General features: G+C 59.3%; 21 protein-coding genes. 3 read left to right on the top strand and 18 right to left on the bottom strand.

Annotated features, from left to right (window positions below):
* Positions 1-23: 23 nt before the first annotated feature.
* Complete coding sequence (locus IVB54_RS19680; protein ID WP_247777479.1) at positions 24-956, bottom strand: hypothetical protein; 933 nt, start codon at positions 954-956, stop codon at positions 24-26.
* A 154-nt stretch (positions 957-1,110) separates the two neighbouring features.
* Here IVB54_RS19680 and IVB54_RS19675 point away from each other — a divergent pair, with 154 nt between their 5' ends.
* The 3 genes from IVB54_RS19675 (at position 1,111) to IVB54_RS19665 (ending at position 2,668) form a co-directional block, all read left to right on the top strand.
* A complete protein-coding gene (locus IVB54_RS19675) occupies positions 1,111-2,136 on the top strand; it encodes a hypothetical protein (RefSeq protein WP_247777478.1) in 1,026 nt (341 codons plus the stop codon).
* Positions 2,137-2,273: 137 nt separating this feature from the next.
* A complete protein-coding gene (locus IVB54_RS19670; RefSeq protein ID WP_247777477.1) occupies positions 2,274-2,462 on the top strand; it encodes a hypothetical protein in 189 nt (62 codons plus the stop codon).
* On the top strand, positions 2,426-2,668 hold the full coding sequence (locus IVB54_RS19665) for a hypothetical protein (RefSeq protein WP_247777476.1): 243 nt from the start codon (positions 2,426-2,428) through the stop codon (positions 2,666-2,668). The genes IVB54_RS19670 and IVB54_RS19665 overlap by 37 nt, the downstream gene beginning before the upstream one ends.
* A gap of 19 nt (positions 2,669-2,687) precedes the next feature.
* Here IVB54_RS19665 and IVB54_RS19660 read toward each other — a convergent pair whose 3' ends face one another.
* The 17 genes from IVB54_RS19660 to IVB54_RS19580 all read right to left on the bottom strand — a co-directional run bounded on the left by IVB54_RS19660 (position 2,688) and on the right by IVB54_RS19580 (position 13,590).
* Positions 2,688-4,454, bottom strand: a complete 1,767-nt coding sequence (locus IVB54_RS19660; protein ID WP_247777475.1) for a hypothetical protein — start codon at positions 4,452-4,454, stop codon at positions 2,688-2,690.
* 238 nt (positions 4,455-4,692) lie between these two features.
* Positions 4,693-4,866, bottom strand: coding sequence for a hypothetical protein (locus tag IVB54_RS19655; RefSeq protein WP_247777473.1), 174 nt, complete (start codon positions 4,864-4,866; stop codon positions 4,693-4,695).
* Entirely contained in the window at positions 4,863-5,102 is a 240-nt protein-coding gene (locus tag IVB54_RS19650; protein WP_247777471.1) for a hypothetical protein, read from the bottom strand. The genes IVB54_RS19655 and IVB54_RS19650 overlap by 4 nt, the downstream gene beginning before the upstream one ends.
* Positions 5,068-5,469, bottom strand: a complete 402-nt coding sequence (locus tag IVB54_RS19645; RefSeq protein ID WP_247777470.1) for a hypothetical protein — start codon at positions 5,467-5,469, stop codon at positions 5,068-5,070. Before IVB54_RS19645 ends, IVB54_RS19650 begins: the two co-directional genes overlap by 35 nt.
* A gap of 74 nt (positions 5,470-5,543) precedes the next feature.
* On the bottom strand, positions 5,544-5,819 hold the full coding sequence (locus IVB54_RS19640; RefSeq protein WP_247777468.1) for a hypothetical protein: 276 nt from the start codon (positions 5,817-5,819) through the stop codon (positions 5,544-5,546).
* Between the two features lie 5 nt (positions 5,820-5,824).
* A complete protein-coding gene (locus IVB54_RS19635; RefSeq protein ID WP_247777467.1) occupies positions 5,825-7,042 on the bottom strand; it encodes a hypothetical protein in 1,218 nt (405 codons plus the stop codon).
* Positions 7,043-7,217: 175 nt separating this feature from the next.
* Complete coding sequence (locus tag IVB54_RS19630; RefSeq protein WP_247777466.1) at positions 7,218-7,748, bottom strand: hypothetical protein; 531 nt, start codon at positions 7,746-7,748, stop codon at positions 7,218-7,220.
* Between the two features lie 148 nt (positions 7,749-7,896).
* Positions 7,897-8,088: a hypothetical protein gene (locus IVB54_RS19625; protein ID WP_247777465.1), complete on the bottom strand. Its 192-nt coding sequence runs from the start codon at positions 8,086-8,088 to the stop codon at positions 7,897-7,899.
* Positions 8,089-8,124: 36 nt separating this feature from the next.
* A complete protein-coding gene (locus IVB54_RS19620) occupies positions 8,125-8,295 on the bottom strand; it encodes a hypothetical protein (protein ID WP_247777463.1) in 171 nt (56 codons plus the stop codon).
* Positions 8,288-8,437, bottom strand: a complete 150-nt coding sequence (locus tag IVB54_RS19615; RefSeq protein ID WP_247777462.1) for a hypothetical protein — start codon at positions 8,435-8,437, stop codon at positions 8,288-8,290. The genes IVB54_RS19620 and IVB54_RS19615 overlap by 8 nt, the downstream gene beginning before the upstream one ends.
* 180 nt (positions 8,438-8,617) lie before the next feature.
* Positions 8,618-9,004, bottom strand: coding sequence for a DUF5681 domain-containing protein (locus IVB54_RS19610; RefSeq protein ID WP_247777461.1), 387 nt, complete (start codon positions 9,002-9,004; stop codon positions 8,618-8,620).
* Between the two features lie 484 nt (positions 9,005-9,488).
* The gene (locus IVB54_RS19605; RefSeq protein WP_247777460.1) at positions 9,489-10,733 is read right to left on the bottom strand and encodes an AAA family ATPase; all 1,245 of its coding nucleotides are present in this window, start codon (positions 10,731-10,733) and stop codon (positions 9,489-9,491) included.
* On the bottom strand, positions 10,730-10,972 hold the full coding sequence (locus tag IVB54_RS19600; protein ID WP_247777459.1) for a hypothetical protein: 243 nt from the start codon (positions 10,970-10,972) through the stop codon (positions 10,730-10,732). Before IVB54_RS19600 ends, IVB54_RS19605 begins: the two co-directional genes overlap by 4 nt.
* Positions 10,969-11,187 carry a hypothetical protein gene (locus IVB54_RS19595; RefSeq protein WP_247777457.1) on the bottom strand — a complete coding sequence of 73 codons (219 nt, stop codon included), beginning with the start codon at positions 11,185-11,187 and terminating at the stop codon, positions 10,969-10,971. The genes IVB54_RS19600 and IVB54_RS19595 overlap by 4 nt, the downstream gene beginning before the upstream one ends.
* Before the next feature lie 235 nt (positions 11,188-11,422).
* Positions 11,423-11,647, bottom strand: coding sequence for a hypothetical protein (locus IVB54_RS19590; protein WP_247777456.1), 225 nt, complete (start codon positions 11,645-11,647; stop codon positions 11,423-11,425).
* Between the two features lie 144 nt (positions 11,648-11,791).
* Positions 11,792-12,340 carry a hypothetical protein gene (locus tag IVB54_RS19585; protein WP_247777454.1) on the bottom strand — a complete coding sequence of 183 codons (549 nt, stop codon included), beginning with the start codon at positions 12,338-12,340 and terminating at the stop codon, positions 11,792-11,794.
* The gene (locus IVB54_RS19580) at positions 12,337-13,590 is read right to left on the bottom strand and encodes a site-specific integrase (RefSeq protein WP_247777453.1); all 1,254 of its coding nucleotides are present in this window, start codon (positions 13,588-13,590) and stop codon (positions 12,337-12,339) included. The genes IVB54_RS19585 and IVB54_RS19580 overlap by 4 nt, the downstream gene beginning before the upstream one ends.
* Positions 13,591-14,314: the final 724 nt, after the last annotated feature.

Raw genomic sequence — 14,314 nt, 5'->3', positions numbered from 1 at the left:
CCCTTCGGGGCGCCTCGGCGCGCCTAGACCCAAAGTCGGTCCGCATCCGTCTTTGTGTCCAGCCACGTCACGCCATCATCCTCACCTATCGGGCTGTTCAGGCTGTAATCGCCGTAGACCCGCGGTCGGCGTCGGTGAACTGCCAGAAACTCCCCAACACGCGCTCTCGCCTCACTCAGCTTGAGGCGTTCCTCCGCTATCGCAACAAACATCAGAGACATGACATCGCCGCGCTCGTCTCCAAAAAGATGAGCCGTCGCTTGCCGCACCGCTTCATAAGCTTCTTCACCGTTGTTTCGGATCAATGAGGATGCGGCAAACCGGCGCCTGGCTCTCTGAGCTGCGCTCCTATGCGCGGATGCGTTCTTGTCTGAGATGTTGCGCAGCCGAGTGCCGAGCTTCGGATTCGCCCTGATGAAATTTCTCATCGCTTGCTGCACTTGGGACCTTACGCCGGAAGTCAACGTGCCGCCTTCGTGAAGGGATGCAATCGAAGCTCTCACCAGTTCCGCGCTGGGCATGCGCAGTACGCGGCGGTTCTTGATGCAGTCCTTGCAGCGTCGGACCAGGTAGCCCAGATGCTGCTCATAGAACGTGTTTTCCAGTCCCCGGATATGGCCGTTCTTGCATCTCTCTGCTGTCCGGCGGTTGTCAGCCGATCGCTGGATCGCGAGCTTCCACGTGACGGTTTTTCGGATATGCGCCGCAGCTTCTTCGTTGATTTTCGCTAGCCGCCTTGCTTCGACCGACCACGCAGGGTGCAATTCGCAATGTTTTCGAAAGCGCTCTCTTGTCACCAGGGCCGGCGATACTCTCCCCGAGGTTAGTTTGCTTAGCGTTTCCCCTGCGGTCAGCCTCCTCATAAACTCGTCTGCGAGATCATTGGTCATGCCCGGGGGCGCATTGAGCCACTTCAGTTTTGCAGCACGGCGGGCTTCCGTCGAATACGTGGACATAGCGAGCCTCCACAACGCGCATCATGGCGCTGTGGAATGGCACGCCTGAGTCGGGGCGGCGCAATGGCGAATTGTCTAAATATCTGTGCGTCGAGTCATTGCCTTTGCGCCCTCCTTCCGGTTGAGTCCGGCCGGCGACTAGCGGGGGATTGCAATGTTCAAGCAACCAGTTGTTTTTGTTGTCGGCGCTGGCGCTAGCGTTGATTTCGGATTCCCTCTCGGGGCCACACTGGCGTCAAACATCGCGGAAGACGTTAATTTTTATTTCGATCACTACAAGAGCTCCGAGCCCACACGGGGCGATCAAAGTCTCTATTGGCTCCTACGACAAAAGTTTCAGAACGACGCGGACAAACTCAACCGGTATATGCAGGGGGGGCAATTATTAGCCTCAGCACTGACCACTGCGGTTTCCATCGACGACGCGCTGTATAGGCTCGATCAATGGCCGGAGATAGTCGAGCTCGGCAAGGCGTGCATCCTAAAAAACCTTCTGAAATGCGAAGCGGGAAGCGAGTTGAGACTCGATCCGCGCACTGGAAGGACATCCCCAGACGCCGGCAAAAATGGCTGGATCGAGCAGATGTTCTTAATGGCAATTTCTAACCTTAGACGAAGCGAATTTCGCGAGGCCTTCAGGAATGTAACCTTCGTAAACTTCAACTACGACCGTTGTATCGAACACTATGTTTTGGGAGCGCTTCAGCGCCAAGGACTCACGGAGGAGGACGCGGCGGAAATCGTTGGAGAGTTGAACATGATCCGGCCGTACGGATCCTTAGGGTCAATCGTACGCGGCGGAAAAGATTATCTCCCGTTTGGGCATAGGGTGACCGACGTTTTCAGCCTCACGCAGCGCATCCGTACATACACGGAGAGCGCGGCATTGCATGACCCCGACCATGTCGAACGCGTCATGGCGCAGGCAACCATGACAATTTTTCTCGGCTTTGGCTTTCACCGGCAAAATATGGATCTCTTGCGCGTCTCGCCGGAGCGCGGATTTCGCAACGCGCACGCCTTAGCAACAGTGTACGACGTACACGAAGGCAACTTGCATGCGCTGAAAGATGAGCTGAGAGGCGCATTGAGGATTGAAAGTGGGATTGAGCTATATCCCCTCAAGGCTCCGGACATGCTGAGGAAGCTGGCTTTGAGGATATCTATGGCTGTCGGTTAATTCGGCTCGTCTTCACGTTCGGATTATCCTTTGGCGCGCGCCCGAGTCGGGGCGAGAGAGAGTGACCTGTTAGTTACCGAAAGACGGCGATTGCCTTTACGATCTCGTTCCGGTTGAGTTAAGCGCGGAGAAAGCAAATGAGCGAACGTGAATACAAGGTGACCGTTTGGGGCAAGCCTCACGCTGTGACCGTGTATCAGAAATCTAAGTCGGTCTGGGAAGCGGTAGGGCACTACATGGAAGAGACGATTCGCGTAACCGACCGTAGTGCCGGATCTGCAATCAAACGATGGAAGAGCGCAGCAACGTACAAGGGCAATGGCTAATGACAAAAAGAGCGCGTCCGCATTTTAGGCTTTCCGAGTATCCGAGCGGCGACATCTTCATCGTTCTCGAACAGTTCGACGGGGAGCAGTTAGAGTTGACGAAACGCACGATTGGCTTTGATTTGCCGTCAGGTACCAAGATGGACGAGGCAGAGCGGATCCGAAAAGTTCTTTCGGAAAAGCTCGTGTTTGTCACTGAGACCTAGCAGCCGATCCTATTGACCGTCACACCACCCCCATGTTCGGGTACACGATCGGCCGATTGAAGTTGCTGTTCGCCACGACCGGCGCCCCGCCGGGCTCGCTGAAGCACAGCGCCACCGCGTCGCCCTCGTCCGGGCTAGGCATGCCGCGCTTCTTCATGTCGTCCTTGCTCTCCAGCAAAAGCCGGCCGTCGCTCATGTACCGGTAGCCCGGGCCGCAGACGTCGGTCTGCAAGCTGTCGCTATCCGGGAGGGAGAAGTGAGAGCCCTCCAGGGCGGTCTTTAAGTGCGACCACATCTCAGCACGGCGATTGGCCGGGCCGCCGGATGGCTTGCCGCTGTCGTCCAAGGGCGGAGGCTCGACGGGCTTTGAGCCGAAATTGACGGCATTGAGCAAGCCGCTGCCGAATGAGCCGCCATAGCCCTGTTCAACCAGACGGTCATAGATGCCGGCGCCGAGGCCACCCACGTCGATGTTGACCTTGGCCGGCTTATCATCCCGGATGATTTGAGCCACCCACCCGGCAACCTGCATGGTGTCGAGGCCGTGGCGCTTCTCAATCCTCTCGATGCCGCTGCCACGACGCCAGGCAATCGCAGTGCTGTCGGCACCGAATCGGGCGGGATCGACGCCAACGATCAGCGGGCCCGTCCCCTTGTGCTCATTCTTGCGGGCTCGCAGCACAAGGTCATGGGGAATGAAGCTGTCAAAACTGGAGGCCAGGAAAGCCTCATCAGGTGTCAATGGATACTCACGCTTGAAATAGTTGATGTCGCCCTTGTCCGCGATCTTGCAGCGACGCCAATAGATCTGTTCGGCATCGAGCCCGTGAAGCTCGGCGAGTTGCTTTTCCTCGGTGCTCATTGCGAAGTCGTCGGGGAGAGCCTTGCGGTAAGTCGGATCTTCCGACCACGGCAGAAACACCGCCAGGAAGCTGTTCTCTCGGGCCAGGGCCTTGCACCAGAACTGGTGAAACTCGTCACCGAACTGGTTGCCGGTGGTCTCAATGATGATCTCGGTATCCGGCAGATCGGGCACCGTCTCCATCAACGCGGCGAGCTGTTCCTTTAGGTTGACCCAGAAGGCCGCCTCGGAGGCGTGCAAAGCCTGCGCTGTTGACGATCGGCCCGCGCCGTCCTCCGTTGCGACCGAGACGAGATAGCCGCTATCGATGTTGCTAAATTTCAGCTCCTCGGCATTCGAGGCGCCAGTGACCGGCCGCATGTCCTCCGGCATTAAGTCATGCATGCGCTTGACCAGGCCGAACAGATTGCGGACTGCCGGCTTCTCATGCGCCACGATCGCGGTCAGGAAGCCGGGATTTTTGATCGTCTTGTGGTAGTAGCGCCCCGCGACATAGGTGCTGACGCCTTCCTGCCGAGCCTTGAGGACAACAATGCGAACCATGCCGGTCTTGGCACGCTGCTCCTCGACGATTGCGTGAAGCTTCCTTTGGACCGGGTTGAACTGGAACGGGACAACACCGCCAGCCTTCGGCCTGATCTTCAGGTAGTGCTCGGCGAAATACTCAAGGTCGCCATCAAGCCGCTCGGCGTGGTCGAGGGCGCCGCTGATCGAGTCCGTCCAATGTGTCACTGGGCGGCCCTCACAAGGTCGGCCACCATCGCGTCTACCCAGGCCTGTGTTTCCTCCGGACCAATGCCAATGATACCAACCAAGCCCGCGGGAGGCGCCGGCAGTGGCGTCTTTTTGGGTTTCCATAGATGCAGGCAATAGCGGTGCATTTTGACGTACTGAGATCGCGGCGGGTGGTACTGCACCACGCATTCCTCTTCATCCCAGAACAGATCCTTGACGAAGCACATTTCCGGCCAGTTCGGTGAGCGGCGGCGCTCGGTGGCAACAGAGACTTGCTCCCAGCCGCTTTGCTCTCCGTCGTAGGCAGTCACTCTCAACGTGCAGCCGCACGGCCCCTGGATCATGAAACGTCCATTCCGCCCCTCTTCAGAGCCGAAATAGTTGACGACGCGAGCAAGCTCGACCTGTTCGGGGAGGACGGCTTTCATCAGTGCAGCTCGTGCCCCTCGTGCGACAAGTCTTCGGCGAAACAATCCAGAGCCCGCCGAGCCTCGGAAAGCGAAAGGCCGGTCTGCTCCGCAACTCGTGCGACGATCCGTTGGCGCTCCGAAACCCGCGCCATCAGTTCGGGATCCAGTAGCCCGTCGAGCATCCCGGTCATGCCGCACCTTTCTGTGCTTCGGCTTCCGCTGCGTCCTTAGACATCAATTCCAGGTAAGCGGCGCATTGGCAGCCGCCCGAACGTGCCGTCAGAAGGTTGCGAATGACGCCAACCGGGACGCCTTCGCAGGTTTCCTTGATCTTCGCGGCTCGCGCGTCAATGAACGCGTCGATTTCGCCGCGAAAGGCATTTATGCGCTCTTCAGTGAGCGGCGGCGGGCGTGTCGATAGTGCCATGACTTACCTCGGTTGGTTTCTGAATTGCGGCAAGGGCCTGACGGGCAACCGCTGCTTCGTTCTGCGCCCGGCGGATTCCCCTCTCGCGCTGGTCCTCATGCGCGGCCACATATCGTTGCAGGTCGTAAGGAAGCTCGGTGAAGCGGACCTTCTGATCCTTCGGCCAGGAGCGCGGCGGTTCGATTGGAGCAATCGCATTGAATGCCGCTGCGACCTGCGCGGTACAGGGATCAGCCAGGCCGTTGTCCGTGTGCAGCCGCGAGACTTCCTGCGTCGCAGCGATCAAATCATCAAGCTTCATCGAACCGCTGCTCACGCTGACAAATTCGGCGACGTAGGCCGGCATTGTCGGCATTACCGGCAGCATGCGAACGATCGCCCACCGGCCGAAAGGCGACTGCCGCTCCAGGTATTGCCGCGCCAGTGCGACTGTGACCGGGCTCACCGCCTAACCGCCAGCATCTTCTGATGCAGCGATTGCAGCTCTCGCTTGAGGGCCAAGCGGGACGCCGCAGTCTTGATTGCCGTCGGGTTGTTGCTGATCTCGGTGCGGGAAATCTCAACGTCGAGCTGGTCGAGCGCCTGAGCACGCTGCTCGGGACCGTAGAGCGTAAAGCTGTCTACCGTTTTTTGCGGAGACCAATCCTCGCCGGTGCGGTTCCTGAAATTGCCTTGCATGCGATCTTCGAACGAGCGCTCATCGTAGTTTTCGGCCATTGGTCTTACCTCGCTGCCCTACGTCGTGCCATCAGTGCCGCTGCCGCATCTTTTAGGTTTCCAGATTTATGAAATTTAGCTTCTAGCCCACCCACTGCTAACGCCTCGCTCGAAATTCGAGGGCCCGTAGTGCCGGGCTTTTGCACGGGCGGAATGTCGCGGGTCGCTACGGCCTTGGACGCGTTCTGCATGCGCCGATACATCAGTGCATCGGCGGCCATCCTCTGAAACGCTGGATGGTGGATCGCGAGGTTCGTCTGTGCTTCGCGCATCAGTCCCTCTCGGCTGATCCCGAACTCGCCGACGTAATTGACCAGATCCTCAACCATTTGCGTCTTTTCCGCGAAGGTCATCGGGCCAAGCGCGGCATCGGCCTGCCTGCTGTACTCCTGCCGCTGGGCCTCGAACTGCTGGTGAGCGACCTGCGCCTGCCGCTGTTGCTCATGCTGCTGAGCGAACTCGATGCGCTGGGCGCCTTCGAGAGCCTGCACAATCGCGGTGGCGCGGGCTGGATCGGTTACGGCGAGCTGTTGCAGCGCCCCTTCAAGCTGGTGGGCGGGGACGTTCGCCAGACCGGGGGCCAGCGTGAGCAAGGTCGCTTGCGCCAGCCGCTGGGCCACATCCAGGGTTTGCGAGAACTGCGCCTTGGCTTCATCGGCTTGCGCAAACTCGCGCTCTAACGCCTCCTTGACGGCCGGGATCTTCAGGGCCTTCTGCACCTCGGGATCGAGATGCTCCATACCAGGCTCGGCGGGTTCGTCCCCGCTCTTATCGCTGGCCCCCGCCGGTACGTCTGCGGTCTTGGGAACCTTGTCGATGCCGGTCTCTTTTGGATCTAGCCCCTCTTCGATGGCAGCCGTACGCAGCGCATCGATCTCTGCCGCAAAATCCTTGGAAATGGAGATGGCGGCGCTGTCGGTTTTCGATGCGCGATAAGTCGCAAGATCGGTCGCGGCGCGCTGGAGCGACACCGTTTCGTTCGGATCCGCTCCCTCACCGGTTTCTGTTTTTTGATAGCCGACCACTTCATCAGCAGCAGCCGCCCGCGATGCACTCAGCGCATCAGCCGCCTCGCGCGTGCTCAATTCGTCGTCGCCACTCGGTTCAGGCGCCGTCGTCACGGGCATAGCCTTGAAGCCGGCGGCGGCTTCCTCAGCCTCTCTGCCGTACAGCCCATCAGTCGACGGCGTGAATTGGCCGGCGTCGTTTCGATCTTCGCTCAAAGTGTGGTCTCCATTTTATGGCTCGGCCGTTGTGCGGAACGTGCCGGGAGGCAAGCGAACGCCCGCCTCGATGTCAGAAAACTCGCTTAAATTTGTCCGCTCGATCGCGGCCCTGATCTTGTCCTTGACGTGCGGCCAGAACTCTTGAATGCGCGCAGGATCGACGCAGATTAGATCAGCGGACGCGGCGGGCATTTATCAAGCCATAGGCGCCCAAGGTGCTGACCGTGAAGGTCGCTTGCGCCACTAAATAGAAGGTGGTTGTTCCAGACAAAGACGCGCGGCGGCGTGGGATAGCAAAGCCGCCCAGAGGATTGGCGGGCACGAAAGCAGCGTATCTGTCGAACTGGATATAAGTTCCGTCCAGCGTATCGCTGACGGTCGATACGCTACCGCCGGATGCTGTCATGCTGGTAGTTGCCGCAGGAAAGTAAACAACAGCAGCAGAGATATCCCAATCGCCTGCGGTCAACGATATGCTTGTGACATTCTTTGGAGTGGCAGAGGTCAACGCGACGGCTGATCCTGACGCCACAACGCTTTCAATGTATTCGCCGATATTCCCGGCGGTAGCGTTGTCGTTGGTCGTCGTCCCCGTGACTTTGCTGGCGGGATAACTGGTGTTTAGGGTCGCAAGAGCGGCCGCGTTGGTCGCGATGTTCGTCGTATTAGTCGCCGTTTTCTCATGCGCCTGTTGCAGGGACATGATGATCTTCGCCGGGTCTTTTTCCTCGGTGCCTGGACAGTAGTATGTCACGCCGCTACCTCACCATTAGCGGCCCGTAGAGGGTCGTCCGTGGCTTGGGTGGCATTGCACGCCGGGTCGAAGTCGGCCGATTTGTTGCTCACATCAATCATCGCGAAGGATTCCGGCGCTTGTTGGCCTCGCGCTCGATCTCGCGATGAATGCTTTTCGGGCCTGCCGGCTGCGGTGCAGTCGTCTCGTGGTCGAGGTATTTTCCGATTTGCCGGGTGCCGGATTGCTGCTGCGGTCCCTTGCGGGTGATCTTCGGTTCGGGGTCTGTGCCGTTCGGTACGGATGCCATTTGTCGTTCCTTTGTGGTTCAGGGGGTGAGATGTCGTTAAGAGGCCGCCGGGTCGAAGCCGGCCGCACGTAGGGCCGCCAGAAGAGCCTGGCGAGTCCATTCGCTGGGTTTGCTGCCTTTGGCGCGCGCGGCACGATCCACCAACGCGGTGATCTCAGGCTGAACCCGGATTGTGATGCTGTCGGAGAAGCGGACGGCTTCACGCATCGGTCTTGACCGGGGTGGCGATGACGTAACCGCGCTGCTCCATCAATTCGAGAGCGGCCCGCACCTGCATGTCCGATAGCTGGCACAGCGGCGTGTGTGCCTGAAGCATCCGGGCCAGCTCGCCCAATTCGTTCTTCGTCAAAGTCCGCCCTCCAAGGCAAATCATCCGAGGACAACGTAGCAGTTTTTGCGGACCACGTAATATTTTATCACGCGCTTGGACGGCATTTTGCTAACGTAAACAACATCTTGGGCAATGCTCTGGAATGTGTGCGCACACTATGCACACAATCGGCAAAAGACTGCGTCAAAATGACTCGGCTCAACTGTCGATCCGCTTCGCGACGCGCGCTCTTAGATCTTCCTCGATCCAGCCAAACACGATCTCAGGATCAACCGCATTCGCCGTCGCCTGGATCAGTCCCACTAGCCGGCGCATCATCTGCATCTCGGCAGAGTCCATCGGACCAGTGCGGTTCTCGATCGATACCGCGATGTCTTTCGGGATGATGCTGAACAGCACGCGGAGATAGGTGCTCGGGTCAGTGGCCCTCACACGCTCCAGCGTGGCCGCACCATTGCTTGTCCAATCCGCCAGTGCATCGGCGCACGCCTTCTCTGAGAACTTCGCACGCGCTCCCTGAGGCCTTCCCAGCGGGTTGCCCGACTGTCCCGGCTTCCACGCTGTCTTTGCAAGCTGTTTATTCACGGCTGATTTCCTTGGTTACGTGGTTACGGTTACGGTTACGTTCCGGGTTACGGTTTGGCAGGTTACGGGGTTACGTTACGGTTCGGCTCTCTTTAGAGAGCCGTAACCCGTAACCAACCCTCGTCCCAATGTGCGCTTTCGAAGGTCTCGAATTTGGTGCACACTGGATGGCGTCTTTCGAGGAGCACAGCGATGAAGAGTATTCGGTTGGCAATGCTTGTGACTGCCCTTGCTGTCTTTGCTGGCGAAGCACATGCTGCGTGGGGTTGCGGCGAAGGCTGTCACAGGACAAGCGGTGGCGCCTGCGTCGTTGACGGCTGGGGCACGGGAGCCAAGGTTCGGAACGAATGCCCGGTGACCTCTCGCCCCCGTCCACCTTGCGGCGGTGGGGAGTTTGTCTGGGACCGCATCAAACAGGCATGCTTTCAAAGTCCTCGCAGCTGGTTTTGATCTGCCGCTCGCTCCCTGGCCCCAAGATTGAGCGTCAGCCATGGTTCACGTTCCACCGGCCTGCGTACTCACGGACCAAGCGCTTATCCTCTAGAGCCTTGCGGAGATCGTAGAGCTTCGCCTTGCGGTTGGCGCCGATCCCGATTTGGCGCGCCTTCTCGTTCCAGTCTTCGAGGTCCAGGCCGGCCCGCCCTGCGTCATGCAGGATACGATAAAACGTGCGCTGATCAGGCGAGAGCTTGGGCTCTCGGGGTTGTGCGTCACCTTTAGGCGTAACCTCGCCGGATGTGACAATGTTGACGGTGATCGGGTCGCCATCCTCATCGGTGCCGAACTCGACCACCTCGGACCCGAAAGAGAAAAGCGGGCCATCGGGAATATCGTTGGCCTTACTAACAGTCGCGGTTTTGATGGTGTCGCCGCCGATCGTCACCAACACGTCTACGTCACCGTAAAGAGCATTGGAGCCGCGTGCGCCTCTGGCCTCATCCTTGCCCGTATGACCAATCAGGGCGATATGCGGGCTTCCAAGCTCATCCTTGATGCGCTGGAGATTGGCGAACACTCTGCCTTGGTCTTTCGCGCTGTTCTCATCGCCGCCGCCAGCCGCAATCATCTTCGCGAAGGTGTCGAAGATTAGAAGACCCGCGCAATGGCAATCGGGTAGTTGGCTAAAGTATGTTTCGGCGCGCTTTACCGCCTCCACGACCAACGGCACCGTTGCCGGGTTCATCATGTCGAGCATCCCGCTTTGCACGACAATTGCGGTTTGGTGATTTTCAGGCAGGCCCAACTTGCGGCGGTGAGCGATCAGCCGCCGCTTCACCAAATCGGCGCGCTCCAGGGCAAAATAAACCACTCCAACGGGGTTGCCAGGTGCTCTCCGGCCAAACCACGGTTGGTTGAGGGCAACGCTCATTGCCGCGGATGCCAGCAGCGCTGACTTCATCCCACCGGGTGGCGCGATCCATGCCGATGTTTCACCCCAGGCGAAAACCCCCTTGATGATATGGCCCTTGGCGCAATCATCCTCGAGAAAGATGTCCTCTAGAGGCTCAAGCCGCAGAGACCCCCTCTGCGGCATTTTCAGCGCTGCCAAACGCGCGCGGCGCTCGTCATGCTGGATGGTTTTGGTGTCGAGAGCGTTGTTTTCTGCCACAGGGTCAACGCCAAGGCGATCACGTGCCAGCGCCTTGAGGCGAGCCGCTTCGGCGGCCATCAGATATCCCGCGTCTGATCGACTCATATCGATGGGCTCGGGAAATTCAGGCTCAATCATTCTTCACCCATCAATTCTGGGTACACCAAGTCGAGCGCGCCCATTTCCTCCAGCTTGGCGTCAACCTCGTCAGAGGTCATGCTGCCGGCCTTGAGAGCCAGCCCCATCTTCCTTGCCTCGCTGTCGAGCCAGCGGGCGCGGCTGCACATGAAGCGCAGGCCGGCAAGCTGGAGCAGCTTTCGGATCTTCGGATCGGTCACGATCAGCGGTCGGAACTGTTCGGGCTGGGCGTGCATCATGCTGCACCTCCGCCCGGCTTGAGAATGCCGTCGAGCAACCCGCCAACAGGTCGGGCGTTCTCACGCTTGATGATCTCGGCTTCGATGTGATCGAACGTGTCGAGCAACGCAGCGCGCACCGTCCGGAGGCTGTCCATCGAGTAGCCGGTAGGGCCTGTGATGTGCTCGGCGATGGCGTCGAGCTGAGAGAGGATCGGCTTCATTCCGTTTTTCATGCCGCAACCCTCCGACGACGCCGGATGACCGGGATCAATCTCCCAACTTGAGAGCTTGAGGCGACGCCGAACACTCGCTGCGCAAGAGCCAGAGCAAATCGACGCTCGGCGAAAGGATCAGCTTGAATTGGAGGAAGGTTGTCGATACATTCAGAAGTGATCGAAGCGCCCGCTAGATCAGCAATCTGAACCCCGCACGCCGCCAGCGTTGCGGGGTTTTCCATGTGAGGCTTCATTAGGCGGCAACCTCGCGAGTGTCGGAGGTTGACTTGCGCTTGCCGGCAAGCAACCAAGCGTCGAGGTCGTCGAGGTCATACCTGACGGCGCCGTTACGCTTGATGAAGACGGGGCCGCCGCCAGTGCAGCGGAGCTTGTTGAGATAGCCTTCGCCGAAGCCAGTGTATGCTGCGGCACCTTTCACATCGACGGGAGCGCGATGTTCTTTCTTCGGACTGTCCATTTTGACCCTCGGTGAGGCTACCGAAGGGAATCTAGACGCGGCACCAGTTAGATTGCCCCAGTAGCTCGTTGTTACCGAGGCTCAACTTGATGTAGTCGGCTGGCAATCAAAACGGGGGCAAATTTTGTACCCATTCCGTGCCAACTAATTAGTGGCGAGTTTCTTGCGCGCCTTTCCAATCCTCCGGCGAAGGCCGCTAACTCCGTCACTGGAGTTGGTCCCCTTCACGTAAAAGGAAGACTTCCTATCGTTCGCAAGCTTCTTGGCGATACTGGTATCGCTCATGCCAGGGAACGTCGCGACGATGGCCGCGAGATCGGCCATTTTCTCCCGTGTCCATTTCTCAGGCGCCCCCCTCGTCTTGGGCCCTTTCCAGAAAAACGCGAACGCGAGGTACTCGACCAACAGCCGCCAAGCATAAGGATCCTCTGGACTGAGCCCGAAGTGAGCAAATGCGCGGCGGATTGCCCGCAGGTTTGCCTCGTTCCAGCGGTCGATCTCGCTTCCTTCTGGGATGGGAGTCCACCCGGTGTCTGGGAAGATGTATCCCTTAGGCTTGTCGAGGCTGAATGCGCCGTACTCCTTTGCGCCCCAGGCGCTGTCCAGCCCCTCCCACTTTTCGCTTCCCCTGACCGACGGGGGAACGGCTAAGAGCGCCTTTGCACGCTTTGTGATCGCCACGCGCTTCTTCATTTCGCCGCCCCCGCGATCTGGATCACGTTGTTTGCCGGAGGATTAAGAATCAGCTCGACCAAGCCGGCAAGAGCCTCGAAAGCCTTCCGCTTCTCCTCCAGGTACTCGTACCGGTCATAGGTCTCACGCACCCCGCCAATCACGTGCCCCATGCAACGCTCTGCATGATCAGCATCCACCTTGGCGCGGCTCATCAGGCTGCGGCCGGTGCGGCGCAGGTCGTGCAGCTGCCATTGCTTCATGGGCGCCCTGCCCTCTGCCTTGCGGATCTTCGCAACGACGCGGTCGAGTTCCTTCTTGGCCTTGCTGAAGCCGCTGAAGGGCTTGGCGCCATGGGTGGTGGAGAACACGAACCACGAATTGCCATTGCAGCCGGCGGGCTTCTCCCCGACGAGGCCGCGAATGGCAGGCGTCAGGGGGATAACGTGATCTTGCTTGTTCTTGGACCGCGCTCCCGGGATGATCCAGAGGTCCCCATCGAACTCGTCAGTATGCATCCGGGCAGATTCGTTTCGGCGCGTCATGGCGAGCAGCAGGGATTTCACATAGCGCGGATAGCAGGCCGGCTGCTCGATCTGCTCCAGAGCTGCCCAAACGTCCCTGATCTCGTCGTCCGCCAAGGTCCGCTTACGAGCCCGCTCCTTCGGCTTCGTCTTTGCCATGCCGCGGACGATCGGCGATTTGAACTCATCGTCTTGGACCATCTGCCAGTTGAAGGCCTTGCGGACGTGCGCCAGAACCCGGTCAGCCATCACGGGGCCGCTCTCGGCCTTGATCTCGTTCAGCATGGTGATGATGTCGCTGCGCTTCAGATCATAGATGGACTTGTCCCCAATTCGGGGCCGCACATGGTTCGTGAAAGCAGCCTTGACCTGATCGCCACTACGTAATCCGTCAACGTGATCTTTCTCGAAGGCGTCCAGCACAACATTGACCGTGTTGGCGGCGACGAGTTTCTCCCGCTTCGCCTCTGCCCGAGAGTCCTGAAGTTCAGCCTGGGGATCCTTCTTGTCCGCCACCTCGCCGGCTGCCTTCTTGGCCAGGTCCCGAGCCTCATCGGGGGTGATGCTGCCGTGAAGCCCCAAACCGAGCCAGCGCTGCTTGCCGGTGCTCTTGTCCCGGTAACGAAACCCATAGCTGACGGCGCCACTGTTGAGACGGCGCGCAACGAAGCCCTTCACTTCCTTGTCCGCGAGCATCTGACCCGCACTCAGCCGGTCCACTTGCGTCTTGCTGATCTTGACCTGCATTGCCCCGCCTCCGTGCACACAAAATCATTACGTGGTCTGCGTGCACACTCTATGCACACAGCCTCGGGTCAGCGCAAGGCATTTCTAGGCATCCATCGCAAATCGCTAGAAATCCTGCAATCAAGGGAATACTGAGCGAATTAGGGGGAAATACAATGTTTGCAGCAGCTTGGCGCGTGTGCAGGGCCATAACTTTTAATCACGGGGTCCTGGGTTCGAGCCCCAGCGCGCTCACCAACACAATGAAGCAGTAATCCCAAACGCAACTTCGACAGAAAGCTCCATGTCGGCACTGTGTCGGCAGCTGAATTGCCGCTGCCGACGCGTCCTGCCGCCGCAAACGAGCGGCGCTTTGATGTCGGCGCTTGCCGACGAGACTCTTCCGGAAAGCTGGTGTGCCCAAAGCCATTCCGCCCCAAATAGGCCGCCTCAGTTGCCGCTCTCTCAGACGGTGCCGACGTCCCGCACGCCGGGCTCCGCCTCGTCACCGGAGCCAGAGAACAAGTAAAGTAAGGCGGCGCCGGTCGTCCCCGCCTTAAGCGCGCAATCTTGATTTGGGCTCTCTCCCCGGCGACAGGCCAATCCTATATGATAGCCAACGGACCATCGGCAGGAGCCACTCCATGCTTGCCTCAATCATGTTTGGCTTGGTCATTGTCACCCTGATGATGTGGTGTGGGCGCGTGACCGCCAATTTCGCGGCACAGAGAGGCCGGTCTAGGCG

The sequence above is a fragment of the Bradyrhizobium sp. CW1 genome (genome assembly GCF_023100665.1).
Lineage (GTDB): Bacteria > Pseudomonadota > Alphaproteobacteria > Rhizobiales > Xanthobacteraceae > Bradyrhizobium > Bradyrhizobium canariense_D.
Note: the sequence above shows the minus strand (reverse complement) of the source record. Positions and strands in the feature narration are given on the sequence as shown.

Bases quoted from the DNA above. Each gene is read 5' to 3' on its own strand.
- IVB54_RS19680 (WP_247777479.1), bottom strand. From the start codon at position 956: ATGTCCACGTATTCGACGGAAGCCCGCCGTGCTGCAAAACTGAAGTGG.
- IVB54_RS19675 (WP_247777478.1), top strand. From the start codon at position 1,111: ATGTTCAAGCAACCAGTTGTTTTTGTTGTCGGCGCTGGCGCTAGCGTT.
- IVB54_RS19670 (WP_247777477.1), top strand. From the start codon at position 2,274: ATGAGCGAACGTGAATACAAGGTGACCGTTTGGGGCAAGCCTCACGCT.
- IVB54_RS19665 (WP_247777476.1), top strand. From the start codon at position 2,426: ATGGAAGAGCGCAGCAACGTACAAGGGCAATGGCTAATGACAAAAAGA.
- IVB54_RS19660 (WP_247777475.1), bottom strand. From the start codon at position 4,454: ATGCGTGGTGCAGTACCACCCGCCGCGATCTCAGTACGTCAAAATGCA.
- IVB54_RS19655 (WP_247777473.1), bottom strand. From the start codon at position 4,866: ATGACCGGGATGCTCGACGGGCTACTGGATCCCGAACTGATGGCGCGG.
- IVB54_RS19650 (WP_247777471.1), bottom strand. From the start codon at position 5,102: ATGGCACTATCGACACGCCCGCCGCCGCTCACTGAAGAGCGCATAAAT.
- IVB54_RS19645 (WP_247777470.1), bottom strand. From the start codon at position 5,469: ATGCTGCCGGTAATGCCGACAATGCCGGCCTACGTCGCCGAATTTGTC.
- IVB54_RS19640 (WP_247777468.1), bottom strand. From the start codon at position 5,819: ATGGCCGAAAACTACGATGAGCGCTCGTTCGAAGATCGCATGCAAGGC.
- IVB54_RS19630 (WP_247777466.1), bottom strand. From the start codon at position 7,748: ATGTCCCTGCAACAGGCGCATGAGAAAACGGCGACTAATACGACGAAC.
- IVB54_RS19625 (WP_247777465.1), bottom strand. From the start codon at position 8,088: ATGGCATCCGTACCGAACGGCACAGACCCCGAACCGAAGATCACCCGC.
- IVB54_RS19620 (WP_247777463.1), bottom strand. From the start codon at position 8,295: ATGCGTGAAGCCGTCCGCTTCTCCGACAGCATCACAATCCGGGTTCAG.
- IVB54_RS19605 (WP_247777460.1), bottom strand. From the start codon at position 10,733: ATGATTGAGCCTGAATTTCCCGAGCCCATCGATATGAGTCGATCAGAC.
- IVB54_RS19600 (WP_247777459.1), bottom strand. From the start codon at position 10,972: ATGATGCACGCCCAGCCCGAACAGTTCCGACCGCTGATCGTGACCGAT.
- IVB54_RS19595 (WP_247777457.1), bottom strand. From the start codon at position 11,187: ATGAAAAACGGAATGAAGCCGATCCTCTCTCAGCTCGACGCCATCGCC.
- IVB54_RS19590 (WP_247777456.1), bottom strand. From the start codon at position 11,647: ATGGACAGTCCGAAGAAAGAACATCGCGCTCCCGTCGATGTGAAAGGT.
- IVB54_RS19585 (WP_247777454.1), bottom strand. From the start codon at position 12,340: ATGAAGAAGCGCGTGGCGATCACAAAGCGTGCAAAGGCGCTCTTAGCC.
- IVB54_RS19580 (WP_247777453.1), bottom strand. From the start codon at position 13,590: ATGCAGGTCAAGATCAGCAAGACGCAAGTGGACCGGCTGAGTGCGGGT.